General features: G+C 35.4%; 20 protein-coding genes and 2 pseudogenes. 5 read left to right on the forward strand and 17 right to left on the reverse strand.

Features of this window, described 5'->3' with window-relative positions; genetic code table 11:
• Positions 1 to 10: 10 nt before the first annotated feature.
• The 11 genes and pseudogenes from BLP58_RS05915 to BLP58_RS05975 all read right to left on the reverse strand — a co-directional run bounded on the left by BLP58_RS05915 (position 11) and on the right by BLP58_RS05975 (position 9,797).
• Positions 11 to 1,912, reverse strand: a complete 1,902-nt coding sequence (locus tag BLP58_RS05915; RefSeq protein ID WP_013854117.1) for a heavy metal translocating P-type ATPase — start codon at positions 1,910 to 1,912, stop codon at positions 11 to 13.
• A 117-nt stretch (positions 1,913 to 2,029) separates the two neighbouring features.
• The gene (locus BLP58_RS05920) at positions 2,030 to 3,367 is read right to left on the reverse strand and encodes an MATE family efflux transporter (protein WP_025084196.1); all 1,338 of its coding nucleotides are present in this window, start codon (positions 3,365 to 3,367) and stop codon (positions 2,030 to 2,032) included.
• 185 nt (positions 3,368 to 3,552) lie between these two features.
• Complete coding sequence (locus tag BLP58_RS05925) at positions 3,553 to 3,822, reverse strand: Txe/YoeB family addiction module toxin (protein WP_013854119.1); 270 nt, start codon at positions 3,820 to 3,822, stop codon at positions 3,553 to 3,555.
• Positions 3,819 to 4,085, reverse strand: a complete 267-nt coding sequence (locus BLP58_RS05930; RefSeq protein ID WP_013854120.1) for a type II toxin-antitoxin system Phd/YefM family antitoxin — start codon at positions 4,083 to 4,085, stop codon at positions 3,819 to 3,821. The genes BLP58_RS05925 and BLP58_RS05930 overlap by 4 nt, the downstream gene beginning before the upstream one ends.
• Before the next feature lie 250 nt (positions 4,086 to 4,335).
• On the reverse strand, positions 4,336 to 5,199 hold the full coding sequence (locus tag BLP58_RS05940; protein WP_025084193.1) for an alpha/beta hydrolase: 864 nt from the start codon (positions 5,197 to 5,199) through the stop codon (positions 4,336 to 4,338).
• On the reverse strand, positions 5,196 to 6,365 hold the full coding sequence (locus BLP58_RS05945; protein ID WP_013854123.1) for a MalY/PatB family protein: 1,170 nt from the start codon (positions 6,363 to 6,365) through the stop codon (positions 5,196 to 5,198). Before BLP58_RS05945 ends, BLP58_RS05940 begins: the two co-directional genes overlap by 4 nt.
• 5 nt (positions 6,366 to 6,370) lie before the next feature.
• On the reverse strand, positions 6,371 to 7,264 hold the full coding sequence (locus tag BLP58_RS05950) for a DUF3737 family protein (RefSeq protein WP_013854124.1): 894 nt from the start codon (positions 7,262 to 7,264) through the stop codon (positions 6,371 to 6,373).
• 58 nt (positions 7,265 to 7,322) lie between these two features.
• Complete coding sequence (locus BLP58_RS05955) at positions 7,323 to 7,640, reverse strand: carboxymuconolactone decarboxylase family protein (protein ID WP_025084192.1); 318 nt, start codon at positions 7,638 to 7,640, stop codon at positions 7,323 to 7,325.
• A gap of 9 nt (positions 7,641 to 7,649) precedes the next feature.
• Positions 7,650 to 8,065, reverse strand: a pseudogene (locus tag BLP58_RS05965) (cupin domain-containing protein).
• Positions 8,066 to 8,206: 141 nt separating this feature from the next.
• Positions 8,207 to 9,247, reverse strand: a pseudogene (locus BLP58_RS05970) (alcohol dehydrogenase catalytic domain-containing protein).
• 13 nt (positions 9,248 to 9,260) lie between these two features.
• Positions 9,261 to 9,797 carry a flavodoxin family protein gene (locus BLP58_RS05975; protein WP_013854128.1) on the reverse strand — a complete coding sequence of 179 codons (537 nt, stop codon included), beginning with the start codon at positions 9,795 to 9,797 and terminating at the stop codon, positions 9,261 to 9,263.
• A gap of 125 nt (positions 9,798 to 9,922) precedes the next feature.
• Between BLP58_RS05975 and BLP58_RS05980 the strand changes: the two genes are divergently transcribed.
• Positions 9,923 to 10,789 carry a LysR family transcriptional regulator gene (locus tag BLP58_RS05980; protein WP_013854129.1) on the forward strand — a complete coding sequence of 289 codons (867 nt, stop codon included), beginning with the start codon at positions 9,923 to 9,925 and terminating at the stop codon, positions 10,787 to 10,789.
• 79 nt (positions 10,790 to 10,868) lie between these two features.
• Here BLP58_RS05980 and BLP58_RS05985 read toward each other — a convergent pair whose 3' ends face one another.
• The 3 genes from BLP58_RS05985 to BLP58_RS05995 form a co-directional block, all read right to left on the reverse strand.
• On the reverse strand, positions 10,869 to 12,233 hold the full coding sequence (locus BLP58_RS05985) for an FAD-dependent oxidoreductase (protein ID WP_013854130.1): 1,365 nt from the start codon (positions 12,231 to 12,233) through the stop codon (positions 10,869 to 10,871).
• Positions 12,234 to 12,348: 115 nt separating this feature from the next.
• The gene (locus BLP58_RS05990) at positions 12,349 to 12,975 is read right to left on the reverse strand and encodes a MarR family winged helix-turn-helix transcriptional regulator (RefSeq protein WP_013854131.1); all 627 of its coding nucleotides are present in this window, start codon (positions 12,973 to 12,975) and stop codon (positions 12,349 to 12,351) included.
• A 120-nt stretch (positions 12,976 to 13,095) separates the two neighbouring features.
• Complete coding sequence (locus BLP58_RS05995; protein WP_013854132.1) at positions 13,096 to 14,436, reverse strand: dihydrolipoyl dehydrogenase family protein; 1,341 nt, start codon at positions 14,434 to 14,436, stop codon at positions 13,096 to 13,098.
• Positions 14,437 to 14,621: 185 nt separating this feature from the next.
• Here BLP58_RS05995 and BLP58_RS06000 point away from each other — a divergent pair, with 185 nt between their 5' ends.
• The 4 genes from BLP58_RS06000 (at position 14,622) to BLP58_RS06020 (ending at position 18,845) form a co-directional block, all read left to right on the forward strand.
• On the forward strand, positions 14,622 to 16,037 hold the full coding sequence (locus tag BLP58_RS06000) for an MFS transporter (RefSeq protein ID WP_013854133.1): 1,416 nt from the start codon (positions 14,622 to 14,624) through the stop codon (positions 16,035 to 16,037).
• Positions 16,038 to 16,224: 187 nt separating this feature from the next.
• Positions 16,225 to 16,761, forward strand: coding sequence for an SIR2 family NAD-dependent protein deacylase (locus BLP58_RS06005; RefSeq protein WP_013854134.1), 537 nt, complete (start codon positions 16,225 to 16,227; stop codon positions 16,759 to 16,761).
• Between the two features lie 71 nt (positions 16,762 to 16,832).
• The gene (locus tag BLP58_RS12355; protein ID WP_013854135.1) at positions 16,833 to 18,221 is read left to right on the forward strand and encodes a Sir2 silent information regulator family NAD-dependent deacetylase; all 1,389 of its coding nucleotides are present in this window, start codon (positions 16,833 to 16,835) and stop codon (positions 18,219 to 18,221) included.
• Positions 18,222 to 18,251: 30 nt separating this feature from the next.
• Complete coding sequence (locus BLP58_RS06020; RefSeq protein ID WP_013854136.1) at positions 18,252 to 18,845, forward strand: TetR/AcrR family transcriptional regulator; 594 nt, start codon at positions 18,252 to 18,254, stop codon at positions 18,843 to 18,845.
• 30 nt (positions 18,846 to 18,875) lie between these two features.
• Here the strand turns inward: BLP58_RS06020 and BLP58_RS06025 are convergent, their stop codons facing one another.
• Genes BLP58_RS06025 through BLP58_RS06035 form a run of 3 tightly spaced genes read right to left on the reverse strand, consistent with a single transcriptional unit; the run spans position 18,876 to position 22,490 of the window.
• Positions 18,876 to 19,262, reverse strand: coding sequence for a hypothetical protein (locus BLP58_RS06025; RefSeq protein WP_013854137.1), 387 nt, complete (start codon positions 19,260 to 19,262; stop codon positions 18,876 to 18,878).
• A gap of 52 nt (positions 19,263 to 19,314) precedes the next feature.
• Positions 19,315 to 20,898, reverse strand: coding sequence for an ATP-binding cassette domain-containing protein (locus BLP58_RS06030; protein WP_013854138.1), 1,584 nt, complete (start codon positions 20,896 to 20,898; stop codon positions 19,315 to 19,317).
• Complete coding sequence (locus BLP58_RS06035) at positions 20,895 to 22,490, reverse strand: ATP-binding cassette domain-containing protein (RefSeq protein ID WP_013854139.1); 1,596 nt, start codon at positions 22,488 to 22,490, stop codon at positions 20,895 to 20,897. The genes BLP58_RS06030 and BLP58_RS06035 overlap by 4 nt, the downstream gene beginning before the upstream one ends.
• Between the last annotated feature and the right edge of the window lie 188 nt (positions 22,491 to 22,678).

Genomic DNA, 22,678 nt, shown 5'->3' on the forward strand with positions numbered 1-22,678 from the left:
TTCTTATTCCTTACATGTTTAATGCTAAATCTTTTTCTTTATCAGAAAATTGATGGTTATCAACTTTTCGACGATTTCTAATTAAGCGCATACCATTTAAAATTACGACTAAGATGCTAAATTCATGAATAAACATACCGCTAGCCATTTCGACATAACCTGCAAATAACCCAATGAACAGTAACAAAACAGTTAACAATGCAATTACAATATTTTCATTCATATTTAAAACGGTCCGCTTAGAAATTGATAAAGCATAGGCAATTTTACGCAAGTCATTTTTGACTAAGACAATATCCGAAACATCAACTGCAACGTCTGTACCGCTACCGATTGCAATAGCCACATCGGCATTAGCCAATGCAGGACTATCATTAACCCCATCACCGATAAAGGCAACGTGATGACCATTTTCTTGTTCCTGCTTAACAAATTGTGCTTTATCCGCTGGAAGCATTTGCCCATGAACTTCATCAATTGGCAAATCAGCCGCAATTTGTTGAGCAGTTTCTTGATTATCACCTGAAAGCATAACCAACTTCTTGATACCTAGTTGCTTCAATTGCATTAACGCGGTTTCTGCTTCTGGACGAAGGCGATCTCTAATGCCAAAAATAGCCAATTTACTTTGATCACTATTAGCCAAGACTGCAACAGAGTTTCCTAAGTTACTTAGTTTATTAACTACTTGAGTTAATTCAGGATTAGCAAAAGTATTTTCTTCAATTAAAGCTAAATTACCTAAATAATACTTTTCTCGATCTAAGTCAGCTATCATACCCTTGCCTTTAACTGTCTTAGTCTCAATTTGATCAATCTTTTGCTCACTAAGCTTAGCCATTGCTTTAGCTAACGGGTGATTGCTTTGAGACTCAATGTTAGCAGCCAGGTTAACAACTTCGTCCTTATTACCACTCAGAACTTCAATTTTATTAACCTCTGGGTGACCAACTGTTAAAGTACCAGTTTTATCAAAGGCAATTTCATCGACTTTACGAGCTGCATCCATTACTTGAGAGCCCTTAAACATCACGCCATTTTTAGCTCCGTTACCAATACCGGCAACAGTTGAAACGGGAACTCCAATAACCAAAGCACCTGGACAACCTAGAACCATTACTGTAATTGCTAATTTGAAGTCTCTTGTAATTAAGCCTACAATAATCGCAATCACTAATACCGCAGGAGTGTAGTATTTAGAAAAACGATTGATCAACTTCTCAGTATGAGATTTAGAATCCTGAGCTTCCTCTACCATTTCGATAATCTTGCCAAAGGTAGTATCATCTCCGGCTGCTGTAGTCTCTACTGTCAAGGTGCCATCTTCTAGAATTGTACCGGCATAGACTTGATCACCTTGTTTTTTATCGGCTGGTTTCGACTCACCATTAACATTAGCTTCATTTAGATAACCTGAACCCGCAACAATTTTTCCATCAACTGGGACTTGATCTCCAGTTTTAATCAAAATCTTTTCACCAGGATCAATGAAATCTACGTCCTCTTCTTCTGTTGTTCCGTCATCTTGTAAGACTAACGCAGTTCGTGGTGCCATTTTAGTTAAATCAGATACAGCTTTACGCGTCTTTTTAAGAGTAAGTTCTTCTAGAACACCACCTAATGCAAAAAGCCAGGTCACAATTGCTGCTTCATTAAATTCGCCAATAATAATAGCGCCAATTACTGCCAATGACACCAAAACATCAATGGAAATTAATTTTACTTTCAATGATGAAATAGCTGTTAACAATATTGGAATTAAACCAATAACTCCTACTACTAGCATCAGAACTTGATAAGCAGCATTGATATGGAATAACCATTTAGCTGCTTCCGCAAGTAAAATCAGCACAGTATTAAGTGCCAAAATTATTTTTTGATGTTTAACAAAAAATTGTTGAATTTTTACCATTTATATTCTCCTTTGCTTTTCATGTTTTAGTTTAGGAGAAATGTTGTTAGCAGAAATTGACGACCATCAAGAAAAAGCACTTAATGTTAAAAATTAAGTGCTTTCTAATTAATTGAACTAGTTTTTATTAATCTTATCCTTCAAATCCAAGCTCTTTTCATAGATGAAGAAACCAATCACGCAAGTAATAACATCACTAATTGCCTGTGACCAAACAATTCCGTGATAGCCTAAAATCATTTTCATTAATTCCAATACTAAGAAATAAACTACTCCCTGACGAGCAATGGCCATGATGAAAGCACCCCAAGCATTGCCAATCGATTGAAAAATAGTTGTGTAAACTAGCACAGTTCCCACAACCGGTGTCGTAATTATCGTCGCTAGCAACATATAACTACCAGCATTAACAATATCTGGCTGATTCATGAATAATGCAATTACGGGCCGGGCAAAGATGATCAATAAGCCGCCAACTATAACGGCATAAGTAACTTGAACTAAGATATCAAAACGTAGAATTTCTTTTAAACGTCGCCAATTTTTAGAGCCATAATTATAACCTAGCAAAGGCTGAGCACCAAAAGTGAAGCCAACAATTACCAGGATCACGATACTATAGACCTTTTGCGTAATTCCCATCGCTGCCACTTTGTTCGCACCATAAACAGCTAATGAGGAATTTAATAAAGCCATGCCAAAGCTTTGAGCAAAATTAGTGATTGAACCTGGAATTCCGATCGCAATTACGTCCTTAATTGACTTACCATCAATTCTCATCTTTTTAGGGTCCAGAGTGATAAACTGAGCTTTTTTCAAAATAAAATAAACTAGTATAATATCAGTCACCACATAACCTAAAATATTAGCAATACCAACCCCAGTAGCACCAAGTTTTAACCCAAATAGAAAAATTGGATCTAAAATAATAGCTAAAATCGTTCCCGTCATCGTTGCAATCATCGCTTCGACGGCTAGTCCTTCAGTTCTGATCAAATTCTGTGGTATTAAACTAAAAATGATAAAGACTGCACCAATCGATAAGACCCGATAAAAATCCGCTGCATCCCCATAAGTAGCAGCTCTGGCACCCAACATAGTTAGAATAGGCTTTTCAAACAGGAGTAGAATTACAGTTAAAATCAAACCGGTCACAATTCCACCATACATACTAAAACTGCTTATTTTGCGTCCTAGCTCATAATTTTTCTCACCAAATAAACGAGAAATTACTGACGACCCACCAAGGCCAAAGATATCTGAAACTGCTAGTAAAAATGTAAACAGTGGTGCACCAATTGTAATTCCCGCCACTAAATTCGTATCGCCCGTTTTAGCAACAAACATGGTATCAGCAAGATTGTAAACCATCGTGGTGATCATTCCTAATACAACAGGAAGCGCTAACTTAAAGTAGACTTGTTTAACTGGCGCTTTTGCAAATAATTCCTCCATTTCTTTACCCCAATAAAAATGACCTAAAATCACTGAAGAATAGTCATCCTCACAATTTTAGGTTGCTTATGTTACTTAGTCATTTTATATTTACATGCTTATTTAACCAAATTAATCTTGTTGATTCAAGAATAGTCCAAAGATATGTACAAGATACTTTCCTCATTAATAGCAATATTTTTATCTCATTCATAATGTGACCAGGCCGAGTAAATACTTACTATCTTATTAACATCATCAACAGTATAAACAACTCGATGTTTTATATTGATTCTTCGAGAATATTTTCCTAAAATTGGTGGTTCTAATTTTTCAAATCCTTGATTCTTTTTATAAGGATCTTTTTTGAGTTGATCTATAATATCTTGAAAATTATCTTTCAGATTACTTCGCTTAATCTTCTTTAAATCAGGCTTAGCTGAGTTTTTAATCCTGCCATGATATTTTAAAATCATAGCTCATCCCAGTTAATATCATCAATATCAGTAAAACCTGAATTGTCCTTTTCACGTTTTCTCACAACTTCTCCTACACCATTGGACTCAAGATAAAGAGTCTCCTGAATAGCGTCCCAGTCGGATTTACTTATTAACACAGCACTTTCTGCTTTATCTTTTGTAGATTCAATATTAACTGGAGTATGGTTTTTATTAACTTGCTTGATAAGATTGAATAAATTACGTCTTGCTCCTGTGGGAGTATAAATTGTTGCATCCATGATATTTCACCTCATAAATTATTGTACTATGTACCATATAATGTACGCAAGGGAAATTACTCATCTGGGTCGAGAACTAATTACACAAAAATATTTCAAAAAAATTTATAAACAAACCAAAAAAAGAAAAAGTACGCAAAAAATTGAAGATGTAAAAAGCTCTAGAAAGCCTAATAAATAGGTAATCTATGACTTTGTTGACTTCTAAAACTGTCAAACTCAGAATTATTTTTTCAAATCTCTAGCTTTTTTACTTCTTCCACAAAAACTTAATCAATAATCGATCAACTTGGGCATTTCTGTGCAACCAGCTATGCTGTGCTTGTTTACCCTTAATTTCAACTTCACGATATGATTTAGCTCGACCATTAATCAAATATTTATATGATTTTGCTGATGAAACTGCTACCGAACCATCAGACCTACTACCATCTTGCAAATCACCATATATATTGAGCACTTTGATTTGTTTTGGATAATGTTTTCTTAAACCAAGCAAAGTTTTAAAACTAGGAATCTCATGGATTGGCTGGCGATTTTTCTTTAAAGCAGATGTGGCTTCTTCGCCTTCACCTAGCCAACCATTATAGTGACCCGCAATTGAAACTACTTTTTGCACTTGAGGCAAACTTTTATTAGCATAATTTTCATTTAGATAATGTGCGATAAGTAAATTTCCCATTGAGTGTCCTACTAAATTAACTTTGTGATAGCTATATTTATTCTGAACGGCCACTAACGCAGCTTTAACATCATCGGGATTTACTGAATAATTATTGGCGTAGTTAACTTCAATAATGGGATGCTTGATATTCTTTCTGAGTTTACCGATTAAAGTAACTTTATCATTCTTAAAAACGTTGGCTCTAATAATCTGATCAGCTGCTCCTGCTTTAACTGCGGCATTGGCCATATGCTCTTCCGCACGATAACTAGAACTGGCGCCATGGAAAAAGAAAGTTGGAATAACCTTGTTATTTAGTTTACGTTTTTTGACTTTATTTGTGCTAACCGAATCAGCTGTTGTATTAAAATTACTACTTTTTAAGTAAATTCCACATCCTATTATCGCTGCTAAAACGACGAAAAGTGGTATTAGGATCTTTCTTTTCATTTAAAATATTCAATTCCTTTCTTCAGACGCTCCATCCCATCTTTAACCATGGTCATTGGACAAGCTAGATTAATACGTAAAAAGTCATGACCATTTCCCCGGTAAACGCTACCGGCTGATATGATTAAACCAGTTTCTTTTCTAATGAAATCAGCCAACTTTTGCGAATCATCAGTGACTTGCTCAACATCAAGCCACATCAAATACGTTGCATCCCCAGTTATTACTTTAACTTGCGGTAAATTATCCTTAATAAATCTCTCCGCATAAGCAAAATTTTCTTCTAATTGCTCAATCAGTGCATGAAGCCACTCATGTCCATGCTCATAAGCTGCGATTGTTGCCGGAATTGCCAACAAATTAGGTTCCGCGACTTCATCGCTGTTCAGTCCGCGATTCACCATGTTACGTAAGTTCTCACCAGGAACGATCGCTGTTGCGGCATGCAGTGCTGCAACATTAAAGGTCTTGCTTGGTGAAACAAGCGAAATCACATTTTCTTGGGCAGCACCATTCACCGAAAATGCAGATGTATATCCTTGATCATTTCTAACAATGTCACCATGAATTTCATCAGATAAAAGTACAACATGGTGTTTAGCACATAGCTCAGCCATTTTTTGCACTTCTGCTTTAGTCCACACCTTGCCAACTGGGTTATGAGGATTGCAAAAAATCATTAAAGTAGTGAGTGGCAAAGCCAATTTTTCTTCAAGGTCTTGCCAGTTAATCTGATAAGTTTGACCATCCAAAATTAAATCACTAGACAGAACATGACGACCATTATTTTCAATTGAATTAAAGAAGATATTATAAACTGGCTCTTGCACTAAGACATTATCTCCAATGTGTGATACTCGTCTAACAATCGAAGAAATTGCTGGCACTACACCAGTCGTAAAAATCATCCACTCATTTTCAGGACGAAAACCATGCTCTTTTTCATACCAATCAGCTACAGCATTGAAATAATCAGTTTGAGGCCATTCATAGCCAAATGCACCTAAGGCAATCTTCTTTTGCATCGCTTTAATTATTTCTGGCGCCGTCTTAAAGTCCATATCGGCAATCCACATTGGCAGCTCGCCGTCTTTAACATCCCATTTAACGGAATCCGTATGACGACGATCCGGAGCATTAACAAAATCATAATTAGTTGCTGTCATTTTTATCAATCCTTTGGTAATTGATTTAAATCTGAATGATTAGTTTTCTCATCGATCTTAGCACAATCAATCTCTGTTTTAGCTGGATCAACCTTTTCTTGATCAATAATTAATTCTCTGATTTCTGGAGCTGAAATTTTGCCAGAAATTGGATTTTTAACGCTATCAATCGTGCTATTTACCTCTACATCGAGATTTGAAACATATTCAAAAGCTAAGTCAGTATGAATTAAATCAGAATTCTTAATTTTTAACTGATCAATATAATTCAGTCCCTGATCACTTTCAACCGTGCAGTTGATTAATTTGATATTCTTAGTATTCCAAGCTAAATATTCGCCATCGATGGTTGAATCATAGATCGTCACGTTTTCACAATTCCAAAAAGCATCCTTAGAAACAAAAGTTGAATCATGAACTTCAATATTCTTTGCACCATCAAAGCAATAATTACCAATGATACTTACATGATCAAGATAGATATTTTCACTATCTTTGCCAAAATAATCACCGTTAATTTGCGAATTAGTAATTTTGATATCTTTACAAGTCCACATTGTCTCTTCGGCATCTGAGAAATGAACGTGATCAAGCGTAATTTTTTCAGCTCTTCTAAATAATTTAGGCGCCTGAAGTGCAGAGTTAGTAATTGTAATATTTTTGGTGTACCAAATACCACTTCGTGACATAGTCTCAAATGTTGTATTATCAATTGAAACACTATCATCATACCAAAGAGGATATTTCCATTTAAAAATTGAATTTTTCAATTCGATATTTTTTGCTTCTTTAAGCGGAGATTCACCTTGACCAAAAGTGACGCCATTTAAATTGGCATCTGTTAAGCCATAGAGGATTCGTTCTCCTTCAAAATATTTATTGGTAATTTTTCGATTCATTTATCCACTTTCTGTTTAAAAATAAAGACCAGAGCAAATTAACTCCAGTCCTTATTACTTACTTCCAGATCTCTTTTGCAATATTAAAGGCAGACCAAGCATTGGGCCAACCAACATAAAATGCAAGTTGCGTGATCATTTCACTAATTTCTTCCTTAGTGATGCCATTCTTCTTAGCTATCTTCATGTGATATGGTAATTGATCGAAAGCACCTTTAGTAATTAAGGCTGTCACAGTCAAAAAACTGCGATCTCTTAAACTTAATTGCTTTTCTCTTGACCAAACTTGTCCAAATAAAACATCGTCATTTAATTCCGCAAATTTAGGTGCAAAATCGCCCAGTTGATCTCTGCCTGCTGTTTGTTTAACCATAATTAACGCCTCTTATTTCAACTTATTGTATTCTTCATCACTTACAGGTTCTAACCAAGTATTCTTCGATTCACCAACCATAATTGCTAAATGGGCAAACCAAGAATCTTTCGTTGCGCCATGCCAATGTTTAGTATTAGGATTAACAATTATTACATTTCCAGGAAGCATCTTTTTAGCTGGCTTACCTTCTTCTTGGTACCAGCCTTCACCAGCTCTACGGCAATTAAAATTTGGGGAACAGTATGCATATGCCAATTGTTGCGACACCCTGGCTCGAAACTTACATTATGAACTGCGGTTTTAGCTTCTTTGCTTTCTGCTAATGGTTTAAGGTAACTTGTTCCTTTAAAAAACTTGGCAAAAGCATCATTGCTTTGACCAAAACCAAACACGCTATTTTTTACTTCTTCTTCATTTTTCATGATTTTCGCTCTTTCTAACTTCAATTTTTATTTTAAATAAGAAATAACGTAATGAAAAATACTCATTCCTTATTGTTAACTATACTTTGCAGCTATGATAAAACTTATTTTTCTTATTCCTTAACCAAACTTGAGAAGCGGACTTTAATCACTAACTTTGATATATGACTTAATTACCTTCCGATCAACCATTTCTTGATATGCCTCATTGATTTGATCCAAACTAAATGTCTTGGTGAAGACTTTTCCTGGATTAATTTTGCCATCTAACACAGCTTTAAGTAATCCATCTTTATCATAAGTAGTTACTGAAGCTGGACCACCCGCAACGGATAAATTCTTATAAAAAGTTGAGCTTGGATCTAACTTCGCACCATGGGGTAAGCCAACCCGATCGATTTTTGCACCAGGACGTGCAACTTGAATAGCTTCATCATTTGATAATGCACTCCCAACACATTCAAGTACTGCATCAGCTCCACCGCGGGTAATATCTATTAATTTTTGAATACCTGCTTCATCACGTGCCTCAACATTATCAGTTGCGCCGAATTCACGTGCTAATGCTTCACGATCTGGGTGACGACTAGTTGAAACGATTTGTTTAGCTCCACGCAATTTAGCAGCGATAATTGCGGAAAGACCAACGGTACCGTCACCTAACACAATTACCGAATCTCCTGGTTGAACATTAGCAACACGTGCTGCATGGTAGCCAGTTGCCATTACATCTGCTAAAGCTAAAAATGACTTAAGCATCCCTTCACTATAATCTATTGGTTTTCCCGGTATATTTACTAAAGATCATTGTGCATGTTGATAGCGAACATACTCAGCTTGATAACCTCCTGAAAAGTTATCACCAGAACTACGATTCATACAAACACCATCAAAGCCTGCTAAACATGCCCGACAATGGCCACAACCATGAGTAAATGGTGCAATAACAAAATCTCCCTTTTCAACAGTTGTAATTTCTTTACCGACCTCTTCAATAACACCAATAATTTCATGACCGCTGTTTTCATGCCCTTGTTCTTCTAAGCCACGATATGCCCATAAATCTGAACCACAAACACATGTCCGCAATACCTTAATGATTACATCATCATCTTTTTCAATTTTTGGCATTGGCTTGTTAACGATTTTTATTTCTCCTGCTTTAACAAATTCTGCGTATTTCATTTATAAAATCTCCTTACTTAATATCTTTACCTACTTGATAGGCCTTTTGAGCAAAGTCCGTCAATTTTTGTTCATTCCAAGAATCATCTGCATATATTTCTGTAATCATTTGCCAACGCAAATATTTACTCAACTTATGTATTTGTAGCTTTACAGCTTCCATATCCTCTTGCGTGCCATATCCAGCCATCATAAAAACCATCTTTTTATCTTTAAGTTCATGATTATAATCATAAAAGCGATCAATTACAGTTTTAAGTTGAGCATTAATTCCAAAATAGTAAAGCGAAGAAACTAGAACAATTAGATCCGCTTCTAATAAATTTGGAATAACTTGATTTTCTACCAAATCATTATCTGGAATTCCTACTTCCATTCCTGGGGCGTTTTCCAATTGCAAAAAGTGTGGTTCGCTGTCAGATTGAAGACCAGCATCATATCGATAAACACAATTACTATTTTCTTTTACTCCTCTTTCAAAATTATCTGCTAATTTATTTGAAGCACCATTAAAGTGTGGACTTCCAGTTAAAATTACTACTCTCGCCATAATTCACCTCAGTTCTTTTTATTCTTAACTCCAACTTTCATCAATTATTATATTGGCTTCACTCTTACTTGAAAATTGATAGTTTGTAATGCTAGGATAAATTAAATTTATACTGAGGTGCAAAAATGATTGAAAACTATTTATTAGAAGAATTAGTGACATTTGCTAAATATGGTACTATCGCAAGAACTGCTGAAACCTTGGGATTGACACAACCAGCTGTTACCCATTCAATGAAGAAATTAGAAGATGAATTAGATGTTAAGCTCTTTATTCGCAAGCCTAATAAGTTATATTTAAGTGAAACTGGCAAATACACTGCCCGTGAAGCCAAAAAACTGATTAATAGTAACTTAAGCTTTATCGAAAAAGTTAAACAGTTCGAAAAAGATCAAACTACTTTACTCGTTGGTGCTAATGCACCTGGTCCCTTAATTGTATTACGTTCTTTGAAAAATAATCATCTTCAGATTGAAAACAAATTAATTGAAAATAACTTTGAAAGTTTGCTTTCTGAACACCAAATGACCTGTCTTTTAGTTAATTTTCCAATTGAAGATCGTGACCTCACTTCAACATATTTAGGGACCGAATCAATGTCCGTTAACTTGCCAGCTAAAAGTGAGTTAGGCAAAAGCAAAGTACTCTCATTTAAAATGTTAAAAGGAAAAACTATTCTCAGTCCTTCACCAATTGGTTTTTGGACTAAAATCTATCATGATGAAATTCCTGATAGCAAAATTATTTTTCAAGATAAAACTAAAGAGTACAGCGAAATTCTTCATTATTCCGTTCTTCCGTTTTTTACTACCAATCTCACCATTCTTGATACACAACAACAAAAATATCAATTACCCAATAACTGCATAGTTAAGCCACTAAAAGATGAAGTTGCCCAGCAGAAATTTTATGCTTGTTACTTAAAGCAAAATAAAAGACGTGTAATGCCTTTAATTGAAAAATTGCAGGATCAATGGAGTAAATTTGATTAATTATCTGACAAAAAAACTAGCCACGTTACAGAAACATGACTAGTTTTTCTATACAATTTATTATTTATCAATGATTAAATTAAAATCTTGCCATACCTAAAGCATGTTGTGCAGCTAAGTTAAGCAAACTCCATTGACGATCAAATCCTGGTTGGAAGAAGAAGTCTTGTTCAGCCAAGTCTTCCAAACGCATCTTATAACTAATTGCCAAAGCTAAAACATTGCCTTGAGCAGTAATATCATACTTAGAAAGAACTGCACCACCTAAGATTTGATGAGTGTACGGATTGAAGGTCAAGCTGACATATACCTTAGGATTATCTGCTTCTGGAACATAAGCTGGACGCATGTTGTCTTCATAGAAGCTAGTTTGATAATCAATCTTGTTCTTAGTAGCTGAAAACTTATTTAATCCAGCCGTAGCAAAGTGATAGTCGAATACGCTAAGTGCTGAAGCACCAATAACACCCTTAAAGGCACGATCTGGTTTGTCTTCGAAGATATGATCAACCACATATTGAGCTTCTCTTCTGGTAGTAGTAGCTAATGCAATCGGCATTGGCTTACCTGCTGGAATAGAAAGTGGCAAAATTGCATCCCCAATTGCATAAACATCTTTGACATTAGTTCTCAAGTATGGATCAGTCTTAATCCAGCCTCTTTGATCCAAGTCAACTGTGCCCTTTAGCCAATCAGTATTAGGAGTTACACCTGCTGAAACAACAACTAAGTCAGCTGGCACGTCACCTTGATCAGTCTTTACGCTTTCAACTTTTCCATTACCGTTTAAGCCTTCAATCTTGACGCCCATCTTAAGATCCATATGCTTCTTAAAGGCTGGTTCCAAAACATCAAGCAATTCTGGATTTAAGTAAGTTCCTAATGGACGATCAATCATGTCCATTAAAGTTACATGCTTGCCAGCTTTGGCAAATACTTCACTAGCTTCAGTACCAATATAACCAGCACCAACAATAGCAACATTTTTAATTGCTGGATCATTAACCGCACTCATCAACTTAGAAGCCCAGTCACGTCCACGCATCAAATAGATGTTCTTAAGATCATTACCAGGCACAGGCAAAACCTTTGGCGTTACACCTGAAGAAAGAATCAACTTATCATATTGAACTTCTTCTTCAGAATTATTAGTCAAATCCTTAACTGTGACTGTCTTCTTATCTGGATGAATTGCAGTTACTTCATGGTTAGCGTAAACATGGCCGCCCTTCTTTTCAATGTCTTCTGGGGCAAAGTTTCTGACGTCATCTTCAGCCGTAACTTTATTTTCTAAGTACAATTGCATCCCACAGGACATAAATGAAATAAAGTCGCCCGCTTCATAAATAGTTACATCTACATCACTATATTTATCTAATAACTCGATTGCTGATTCATGACCACCATGTGAAGCACCAACAATAATAATTTTACGTTTGTCCATAAAATCCTCCTAACACAATAGTTTCTTCATTACAATTTCAATGGTAACACTTATTACTTAATGCCTATCATATTTTGCTCAAAACTAATGGACAAAAATATAGATCTGTCTATAATTAGTAGCAACCACCAAAGTCATCATTATTGTAACCATGATGACGACCATGCATATGATGCATCATGCCAAATGGCATCCCCATATGACGGCAGCGACGCATCATTTCATCAAAATCATCATCCCCCATACGGTCGCGCATCATATCCATCCGTTCACGCATTCTTTCATACATCTCTTGGTCTTCCGGATCAGCTTCAACTTTTTCATCATATGCATTCCACAAACGATCAACATAAGAACCAAATTGCTTTAATTCTTCATCTAAAAAACCATCTAGTACATCTGAATTATTATTACTTATTTGTTTAAGGTCTCTACCCTTTTCAGTTAACGAAATTTCCATCACCCGACCATCCTCTAAACTCGGTTGACGAGTGATATAACCGGCCTTTTCTAGTTTCTTTAAGCTTTCATTTAATGATTGTTGTCTAATCCCTAAAAGATAAGATAAATCTTTAGCCGTCATCTTATCTTTAATCTTCAGCATGGCGAGAATTCTACCCTGGCCACGGCTAACATCTTGTAATGGACTTGCCTTTCGATGAGCAAACATGTGAGATATTCTCATTGAATGCATTAATCCCATTAACTTCTCGTGAAAACTAACTCTTAAATCATCGTTCATTTTTGGTTATCTCCTTTTAGATTTTATCTTTAACAGGTACTTGTTAAACTTTACAAACATAATAATACAGGCACCTGTTCATTTTGCCAACAGGTACCTGTAAATAATTTATATTTATTTTTAAATCGTCATTTCTGTCTTAAAGTTAACAGCTGGGAAGATCAATTGATAATTGTCGTTTAACTGCTTACGCGTAATATGTAGACCAATAAGCGGAATGTAGCCATTAATATCGTCAATTGCATTTTGACTACTTTCGGCAGCCCCAACTAATTGATCATTCTCATTGAATACCAAACTTAACTTTGCACTTTGATCATTTTTACCAGCATACTCCATATCTGAATTGAAGAGACGGTCTAAATCAACTACTCGATATTGATCGTCTTTTCTTGCTTCATCCACATTGACACCTACTTGGGCAATTTGTGGGAAAGTAAAAACAGAAGCACCAATAATTGGATAATGAATTGCATCATGCTTGTTATTCAGAATCTGATCAGCTAAGTACATTGCCTCAAAGTGAGCAGTTGGAACTAGTGCAGGTTCCTTCTTTTCAATTACATCCCCTGCAGCGTACACGCCTTTAGCATTTGTTTCTAGGTGATCATCTACAATAATACTGTGCTTTTTCGATAATTTAACGTCGGTGTTTTCCAGGTGTAGCTGATCAATATTAGCAATTCGACCACTGGCGTCAACCACGTAGTCAGCTTTAATCTTATTTCCAGTTGAAGTTGTTACTTCATATTGATTATCTAGTTCCTCAATCTTCTCTACTCCCTGCTTAAAGTAGAAATCGATGCCGCGCTTTTTCATCTCAGTAACGGTATTTAAAACATGTTTTTCACTGAAAGCCATCATTGGGCGAGATAAAAACTCTACTATACTTACATGACTACCAGCGGCTGCAAGCATAGTCGCTAATTCCATTGATATAATGCCTGCACCAATAAAGACAACCTCATTTGGCAAATTACCAAGATCTAAAACATCGTTACTATTATGAGTATATTCGCTACCAGGGAAATTCAATTTCCGTGGTTTTTGCCCAATCGCAATCACGATAATTGGAGCATGATATTTTTCTCCATTAATTAATAAGGTGTGATTGTCAATAAAGCTAGCATAGCCTGGTAAGGTTCCCACGCCTGCTTTAATAAAACTTTTTTCTTCATTATTAGGTACGTTTTCCCAAGCTTGCTTTTTAGTCTGCATCAGTTGAGCCCAATCAATGCGACTCGCTTGTCCAATTCCACGCCCCTTCATTAATTGACTGCCAAGCACATTTCTCACTGCGCCTTCAAAGAAAATCTTAGGCTCACAACCATAGTTAGGACAAGTTCCACCGAACTTATCTCCTTCAACAACTAAGATTTTCTTACCACTGTTCTTAGCAGCCTTACTAAAGTTAATTGCGGCTGGGCCACCACCAATAATGATTACATCATATTCTTTCATAATTATTTTTCCTCCTTGTTACTTACTATATGTAAGTTAGTTCCTTAAAAATTTATTTACAAGTTCTTTACTACCTAAATTCACTACACATTTCGATTTCTGTAGTCCACTTATTATTGACAAGTGTAAACGCAAGTAATATCTTTTTATGTGTTACTTTTAAAAAGTAAGAAAGGATTTAGATAATGAAAAATAAACGAATTGCTGCTTTAATTGCAATTGCGATTTTTACCTTTATGACTTCATTAGATTCATCAATCGTAAATATTGCAACGCCAATTATGGCAAAAGAAATGAACGTCTCTTCAAGTACCATTGAATGGGTTATCTCAATCTATTTAATGATAATTTCCGCACTGATTATGTTTTTCGGTCGACTAGGCGATATTGTTGGTAAAGTTAAGGTCTTCAAGATTGGGACAATCATCTTTACTGTGGGATCTTTAATCGCCGGATTCAAACTTGGTTTTAGTTTTCTATTATTTGGACGTGCTATTCAAGCTCTAGGAGCTGCAATGACAATGTCCAATAACTTCGGGATTACGACTGAAATGTTCCCTCCTCAAGAAAGAGGTCGAGCTTTATCAATTCTAGCTACTTTCTTTGCCTTAGGATCCATCGCTGGTCCATCTCTTGGTGGTCTGATTCTAAATACTGGAAACTGGTCTTACATCTTCTGGATCAATGTCCCTGTTGGAATTATTGCTATTGTCGCAGGTATTGTTTCTCTACCAAAAGATTCACCTAAAAATACTAATGAAAAACTTGATTGGTATGGAACTACTACCTTCGCCGCATTTATCGGATTTTTCTTCTATGCCTTAATGCAAGGACAAACTCAAGGTTATACTAACCCAATTATCTTAACTATCTTAACTATCTTGGCTATTGCAATAATTTTATTAATTGTCTTTATTGCAATTGAACATTATGTCAAATTACCAATGCTTAACTTCAGGATTTTTAAGAATGCTGACTTCACCATGGGAGTATTTTCAGCATTGCTGGCCTTTATCGTAGGTTATTTCTTTAGTATCTTAATGCCATATTATCTAGTTAACGCACGTAGCTACAGCGCTGGCTTTGCTGGTCTACTGCTTGCTATTATTCCTCTAACTATCGCGTTCTTCGGCCCAATAGGTGGAACTTTGGCTGATAAATTCGGTGGTGAAAAGATTTCAATTATTGGTCTAGCTTCTTTAACAATTGCACAAGTTCTAATTTTGACCTTTAATTTAAATTCATCACTTTGGCTCTTTATAGTCACTTCCTTATTTTATGGCGTCGGAATGGGGCTCTTCCAGTCACCAAACAATTCCGTTATTATGTCATCGGTTGATAAGCAGTTCTTAGGTATTGCTGGTAGCGTTAATTCCTTAGCTCGTAATTTCGGAATGGAACTTGGGGTAAGTTTATCAACCATTATTCTTTATAGCTCAATGAGCTTTAAAGCCGGTAAAAATATTACCACTTACCCAGTAGGACAAAATCAATTGTTTATGTCCGGTTTACACATCGCCTTTATCTTTGCATTGATATTCGCCGCAACAGCAGAAATAATTACTGTTACGCGTTTTGTAAAGAGTCGTAAAAATAGATAATTTATCGAAGCAGGTTTATTGCCTGCTTTTTTTGTGCTTAATTTAAGTTCATTTCACTACACATCTACAATTCTGTACATAATATTATACACTTTGAAAAGATCTGCTCTTAATTTACTTACTATTATTTAGTAATATTTTCTTAAAAATTAGATACAAATTGTACAAAAATTAACGAGGTGTTTTGATGAACAAAGTTGATCAATTAGTCAAACAAGTAAAAGAAGCCGATGCGATTGTTGTTGGCGGCGGTAGCGGGATGTCCAATGCTGCCGGGATGGATTTCTGGTATTCAGCTAGTCCCCTTTTTATGAAATACATGAAGTATTACTATGATAAGTATCATTTTGAAGGTATTTTCAAGGGCTATTATACTCAATTTGATTCTCTAGAAGAAAAATGGGCATTTCAATTATATGCTTACAACTTAATCTTTAATGAACCACCACAAAAACCAACCTATGATTATCTAAAAAAAGTAATCGGTAATAAACCGGTTCATTACATTACAACCAATCAAGATGGCTTATTTAAAAAATATTTTGGTGAAGATGCAGTTAGTGAAATTCAAGGTTCTTGGTTCTTCTTCCAGAGCTCCAATACCAAGACTGATAAGAAATTATATCCAGCTTCTAGAAATGGGTGTTGGCCGAATGACACCAATGTTTATTCAAGAACCATTCTGGGAAATGACACAATATATGAGGGATGCTTTTTACATTAATATTAACCCTAAAGATGCCATCACTAATCCGGTCATTAGAGAAAAATCACTTTTAATTGGAGATGACATTAATGAAGTTCTTAAAGAAGCTAGTGAAAAAATTAAGGAAGGAAGATAATCAAACTATGACTGAATCAACTGCACAACTTGCTCACAATTGGATTAAAGATGCGGATGCGATTTTAGTAACCGCAAGTAATGGCTTATCAATCTCCGAGGGATTGAACTTATTTACTAATGACAAAAAATTAAAAGAGGTACTAGGCGTTTTAGTTGATAAATACCCTATTCAAAACTTACTAAGCGCATTTTCTTTTCCTTATAAAAACAAATTGGATCACTGGCGTGCAATTGCTAGAATTGTCGAGTATTATGGCAACAACTATGAAACGTCAAACTACATGTCAGATATCAAAGATTTAATCGACAACAAACCATACTTTATTTGGACTTCAAATGTTGACCATCACTTCTCTTTAGCTGGTTTTAAAAATGTTTTTGAAATCGAAGGTAATTGGTTCGAAGGAGTCTGCTCTGAACATCCAGAAAAACATGGTATTTTTCAACTAGGTAATAAGCTGCATGAAATTTATCAAAAAGACCAAACTGGCGCTTTAACAGAAGCAGATATCCCTACTTGCGATAAATGCGGCAGTGAACTCGACTTAAATATGGCTGGTGATAACTTCCAAGTAAATCAAAAACAAGTAACTAAATTGCAAAACTTTCTTGAAACTAATGAAAACAAGAAATTAGTAGTTCTAGAATTAGGCATTGGTCCTAGAAACCAAATGATTAAGATGCCGACCATGCAACTGGTTGCTGCAGATCCCAATGCCCACTACATTACCATCAATCAGGGTCAATTAATGATTCCAAATGAAATTGCAGACCGCTCAATTGGTTTTGATTCTTCCTTGGCTTCTACCTTTAAAGAAATTTTATCGGGAAAAAGTTTTGGCGCAAAAACACAGGCACCTAAAAAGAAAGAAGCACCCAAGCAATTAAGCCCTGAAGAAGCCCAAGAACAGGAAAAAGCTTTACAGAAATTTTATCCAAATTATATGGTTGATCAAGGTTTCCGGATGGGCACCTTTCCAATGTATATGACGATTGATCAAGATCACCCTTCCTACTTACATACTACTCAATATGGACAAGGATTAATGTATGATATGGGAGATGCAGCGATTGTTCATTGCTTTACTCAAGAAGGACAATACTACAAAGTTCGTTTAGGTCTTGATAAATCTAAGGATGAAGTCCATTCATTTTACGTAGATCCTGGTACTTTTATTGCTATCGAAGATGCTGACGACACTGGAGCTGGATTTTCTTTAATCAATACCGAGATTCCAACCAATGGCAACGGTGCAGTTTTAGTACCAAAATATGATACCCTTTTACGTCTTTTCCCGGAACAACGTGAAATTATTGAACGACTAACAGTTAAGCAATAGTTTTGTTAAAATAGAGTAATCAATATTTAGGTGGTGATTTTTACGAAAAGAAAAACTGATCGACGCACGTTATATACTTTACGTGTAATTAAAGATACTTTTTTAAAACTAATTAATCAAAAAAACTATTCTAAAATAACTGTCTCAGAACTCTGTCGCGAAGCTGAGATCACCCGATCTACCTTTTATCTTCACTACAATACGATTACTGACGTCTTAAACGATGTCTTAGATGATGCTTTGCAATTATCAAAAAATACTGATTCAATTTCAGCAAGTAAGATCAACTTTTCTTTTGATTACTTAAAACAAAATGAATCAATGATCCCCGCTTGTCAAAGAATCGGTGATTCAGATAAGTATCAAAAATTATTAATGGATCCCGATCTCAGTGAATACATCATTGGCAGAATTATGGCGCATGAACGCGATCATGTCATTCCGTCGATTATGAAAGAAACTGGACTTTCCAAAGAAGATGCAGAAACTATCTTCCTTTATATTATTCATGGTTCATTTGCTGTTAATCGGGCTCATCATTTTATCAAAGATCAAAAATGGTCACATGATGTTGAATTGCTAAATAGGTTTACTGAAGCTGGCTATCATGAATTAAAAAAATAAAAGTTTGGAGTTAACGCTCCAAACTTTTTTCTATATCTTCTGTTCAACATCATGAATCTTAACCACTAGTACCGCACGGATCCAATCAAATTGGGCTTTCATTTGATCAAAATATGCGCCTTCATTAACAAATTGACCACTACCATGAATGTGATAACCGCGTCCCATTCCGGCAGTTCCCTGGTAATTATAAGAGCCAATCGCAATTGTCAGCTCATGCTTAGGATCTTTTTCAAAATCTTGTTCAATTGAATGCATCCCCGCAGCAGGAATCAAAATCTTCTCATCAGCCACCACGTTAATATATTGTGACCAAGTATTAACTACACTGGCTGGATTACCATTAATTGATACAATTGTTGCTGGTCCTTTGTCTTGTAAAACGTCTAAAAAATCTTCGTTCATTATTTTTGTCATGATTTTTACCTCCTGATCCTTTCTCCTTCACTCCTAAGAGCTTACAAATCATTTATTCTTTAGTCAAATGAATCTCACGATCAAATAACTGACGCATCCCTTCATTAAAGTTATGCGCAATAAAGACAATCGTTGTCTTGCTCTTAACCAATTTTTGCAAAATATTCATCGTCGCCTTTTGGTCAATTGCACTCGTACCCTCATCAATTAAAATGATGTCACTATCATGAATCTTGGCTCTGGCTAAAACAATCTTTTGTCTTTGTCCACCAGATATGCTCAAATCATCAAGATTCAGTCGCTCGTCTGCACCATCTTTAAATTTTGGCAAGTCCTGACTGAAGTTTACTTCATCGACAACCTTTGACACTTGATCATTCAACTGGTTATTGAACATAGTAATATTTTCCTTAATTGTACCAGGGAATAAATTAGGGTCTTGAGGGATGCAACCTACTCGCGACATATCCGGATCAATAAGTTTTCCAGCTTTATTTAAAAATTCAATTTTGCCATGACTAGGTTTAAGGTTACCTAAAATTAATTTAAATAAAGTCGACTTGCCGGCACCAGAATCCCCCGTAAGCAAAATCTTTTCGCCTGGCTTAACGGTTATATCAGGAAAGCTAAGGCTTTCACCATTCGGAAACTTCAAAGCTAGATCCTTAGTTGAAAAAGCAACCGGTGCCTCCGTTTGTCCAGATTCTTCTGACTTAATAACCTTCGTATCTGCATCAACTTGATTCATCAAGTCTTTGGAAGACTTCATGTAACTCAGAGCTTGGATATTTTGCTGCAACCCTATTGAAATATTTGCGGCAAAGTTTTGCACAGACATAATAGCACCAAAAATGATCAAGTTTTTAGTAACGAAGAACGCTGTCAGTGATAGCAAAATTAGCTGACTCAACATGTTACAGATACCATTTAGAATAATCATTTGCTGCTGAGCTGCGGTTTGTTTAACATGTGCCTGCTCAATTTTAGTCGACGCATGTTTATCTACCTCGAATAATTTAGCACCAGCAAAATATCTTCGTAATTCTTCCAAGCCTGAGAACCATTTTGCCAAAACGTCTAGATAGTATTTATTTTGGGCAGACACATTGTTCGTAGCTTGTTCCATCTTCTTTTGCACTATTTTCGGTACAAAGTAAGAAATAGCATCAACTACTAGACTAAGCAAAAAAATCGACCAATTGATCGTCAGTAATGCCACTAGTGCTGTCACAAACATTGACCCATAAAATAGAACGATTGGATACCAATCAAAATAATTATTGCGCACCATTTCCAAATCATTAGTCATCCGATTTTGAACAGCTGAAACTTTATGAGCTTGTCCATCCTTGAAGTAATGAGTGGTCAATTTATTACGCACCTTTTGATTGTATTCTTCTTCCTGCACCCGCATTACATATTGAATGTAGTAAATCATTCCTTGTGCAGCCAGATACAACACACCCATGAGGAGTGACGAAATAACAACCTTGAGCCAATTTTTATCCTTAATATAAGTCAACCAGTACATCTGCACATAGCCTGCCCCAATTGCAGCCACTCCTGAAACAACCGACAGGAAATTAATATAAATAAAGCGCAGATAATTAGTCTTGATAAATCCCTTAAAACTCATTCATCTTCACCTTCATTCGTCAACTTAATCTGACGATCAAACATTGAGATTAATTCATTAGAATAGTTGTGTGCAATCATGATAACTGTGGACTTAGTCTTTAACAAGTTTTGCAATACCTTTTTAGTCCCTTCACTATCAATTGCGCTAGTTCCTTCATCAATGAATAACCAAGGCTTATGATGAATTAGTGCTCTTGCTAAAATTATCTTTTGCCGTTGTCCACCTGATAAATTTCCTTTATCTAGGTCAACTTGACTATTAAGTCCATCAGGCATTCTTTGCACATCATTTTTTAAATCTACTTTGTTTAATACATCAGGAACCTGCTTAGCTAACGAGTTGTCAAACATCGTGACGTTTTCATTAATCGTATCAGGGAATAAAGTATTATCTTGCGCAATATAGCCCAATTCATCACGATTAAGAGTTAAGCTATTGCCGTTTTTATCCAAGAAGTTAATCTCGCCTTGGGTTGGCTTAAGCTTACCTAAAACCAATTTAAATAAAGTTGATTTACCTGTTCCACTATCACCAGTGAGAAGAATTTTCTCACCTTGCTTAATGTCAAAATCAGGATAAGAAATTTGTTCGCCGTTCTTAAACTTCAGGGCTAAGTTTTTAACTTCTACCTTAGCTAACTTTTCTGTAACATGTTGATCTGATGCAATTTCTACTGGAGCTTGCAAGTTAGCAATTTCTTTATTCAAACCTTTCGTGGATTTAATTGAATTCCATTCGGTTACAAACAGTGAAACACCATTCATGACACTAGAACTAAATTGAATGGTAGTAATTACTGCACCAAAAACAATTTGGCCGTGAAAATATAAGTAAGCACATAAGATCATCAACATAATTTGACCAGCGATATTAACTACGAAAGTAATCATATCGGCAATGGCAATGGTTGCACCTTGATGAATCGCAGCCCTTTTGTATTGCTTTGCACTTTGATTAATTGAACTGCTAAAAATACCAAAACTGGCATATCTTCTTAATTCATCTAATCCGCTCATCCACTTAGCTAGAGTATCTAAGAACTTCTCGTTCTTTTTAGTAACAGTCACAGTAGCAGAAGAAGTCATCTTTTCGAAGGTCTTAGGCAAAAACAATGAAATGACAGTTAAAATCAAGGTCATTACTACTAAAAGCCAGTTAAATGAAAACAAGATGCCAATTGAGAATACAACTACTAATAAATACATGAAGCCATCTTTGATTGGTTTGAGATATTTATTAGTTAACTGATCAAGGTTGGCAACCATTTCATTTTGTACTTTCGCAGGCTGATCAATTTCGTTATTAAAAAAGTAGCGACTAATTTTGCCACGAATTTGATGTAAATAAGATTGAGTTTGCTTCCCGTATAAATAATCAGAGCCAGTTACCAGGGCTAGTCTTACAAGGTCGCATCCCCTCGATAAACTTAAAAATATAATAAAACTAACTAAATCCATTTTCTTCAAGTTATTAAAGGCTGGTGTCATCAAATATTGCGAACCTGAATCAAGAACCATGCCAATAACAACCATGAGAAAGATTAAAATGAATCGTCCTTTATTGCTGTTAAAGATTCCCTTAATGTTCATATACTCATCTCCAAGCAGATTAAAATATTAAATTAAATTAATTTTATTTATATTTAATATTAAACTACTTTTTTTAATATACAACCCATTTTTGTTTAGTGGTCAAAAAATTATATTAAGTGGTCGTTTATTCTGAGCATTAAAAAGAAGCTAGCTTTTGACTAGCTTCCTTATCTTATATATCTTAT

The sequence above is a fragment of the Lactobacillus kefiranofaciens genome (assembly GCF_900103655.1).
Lineage (GTDB): Bacteria > Bacillota > Bacilli > Lactobacillales > Lactobacillaceae > Lactobacillus > Lactobacillus kefiranofaciens.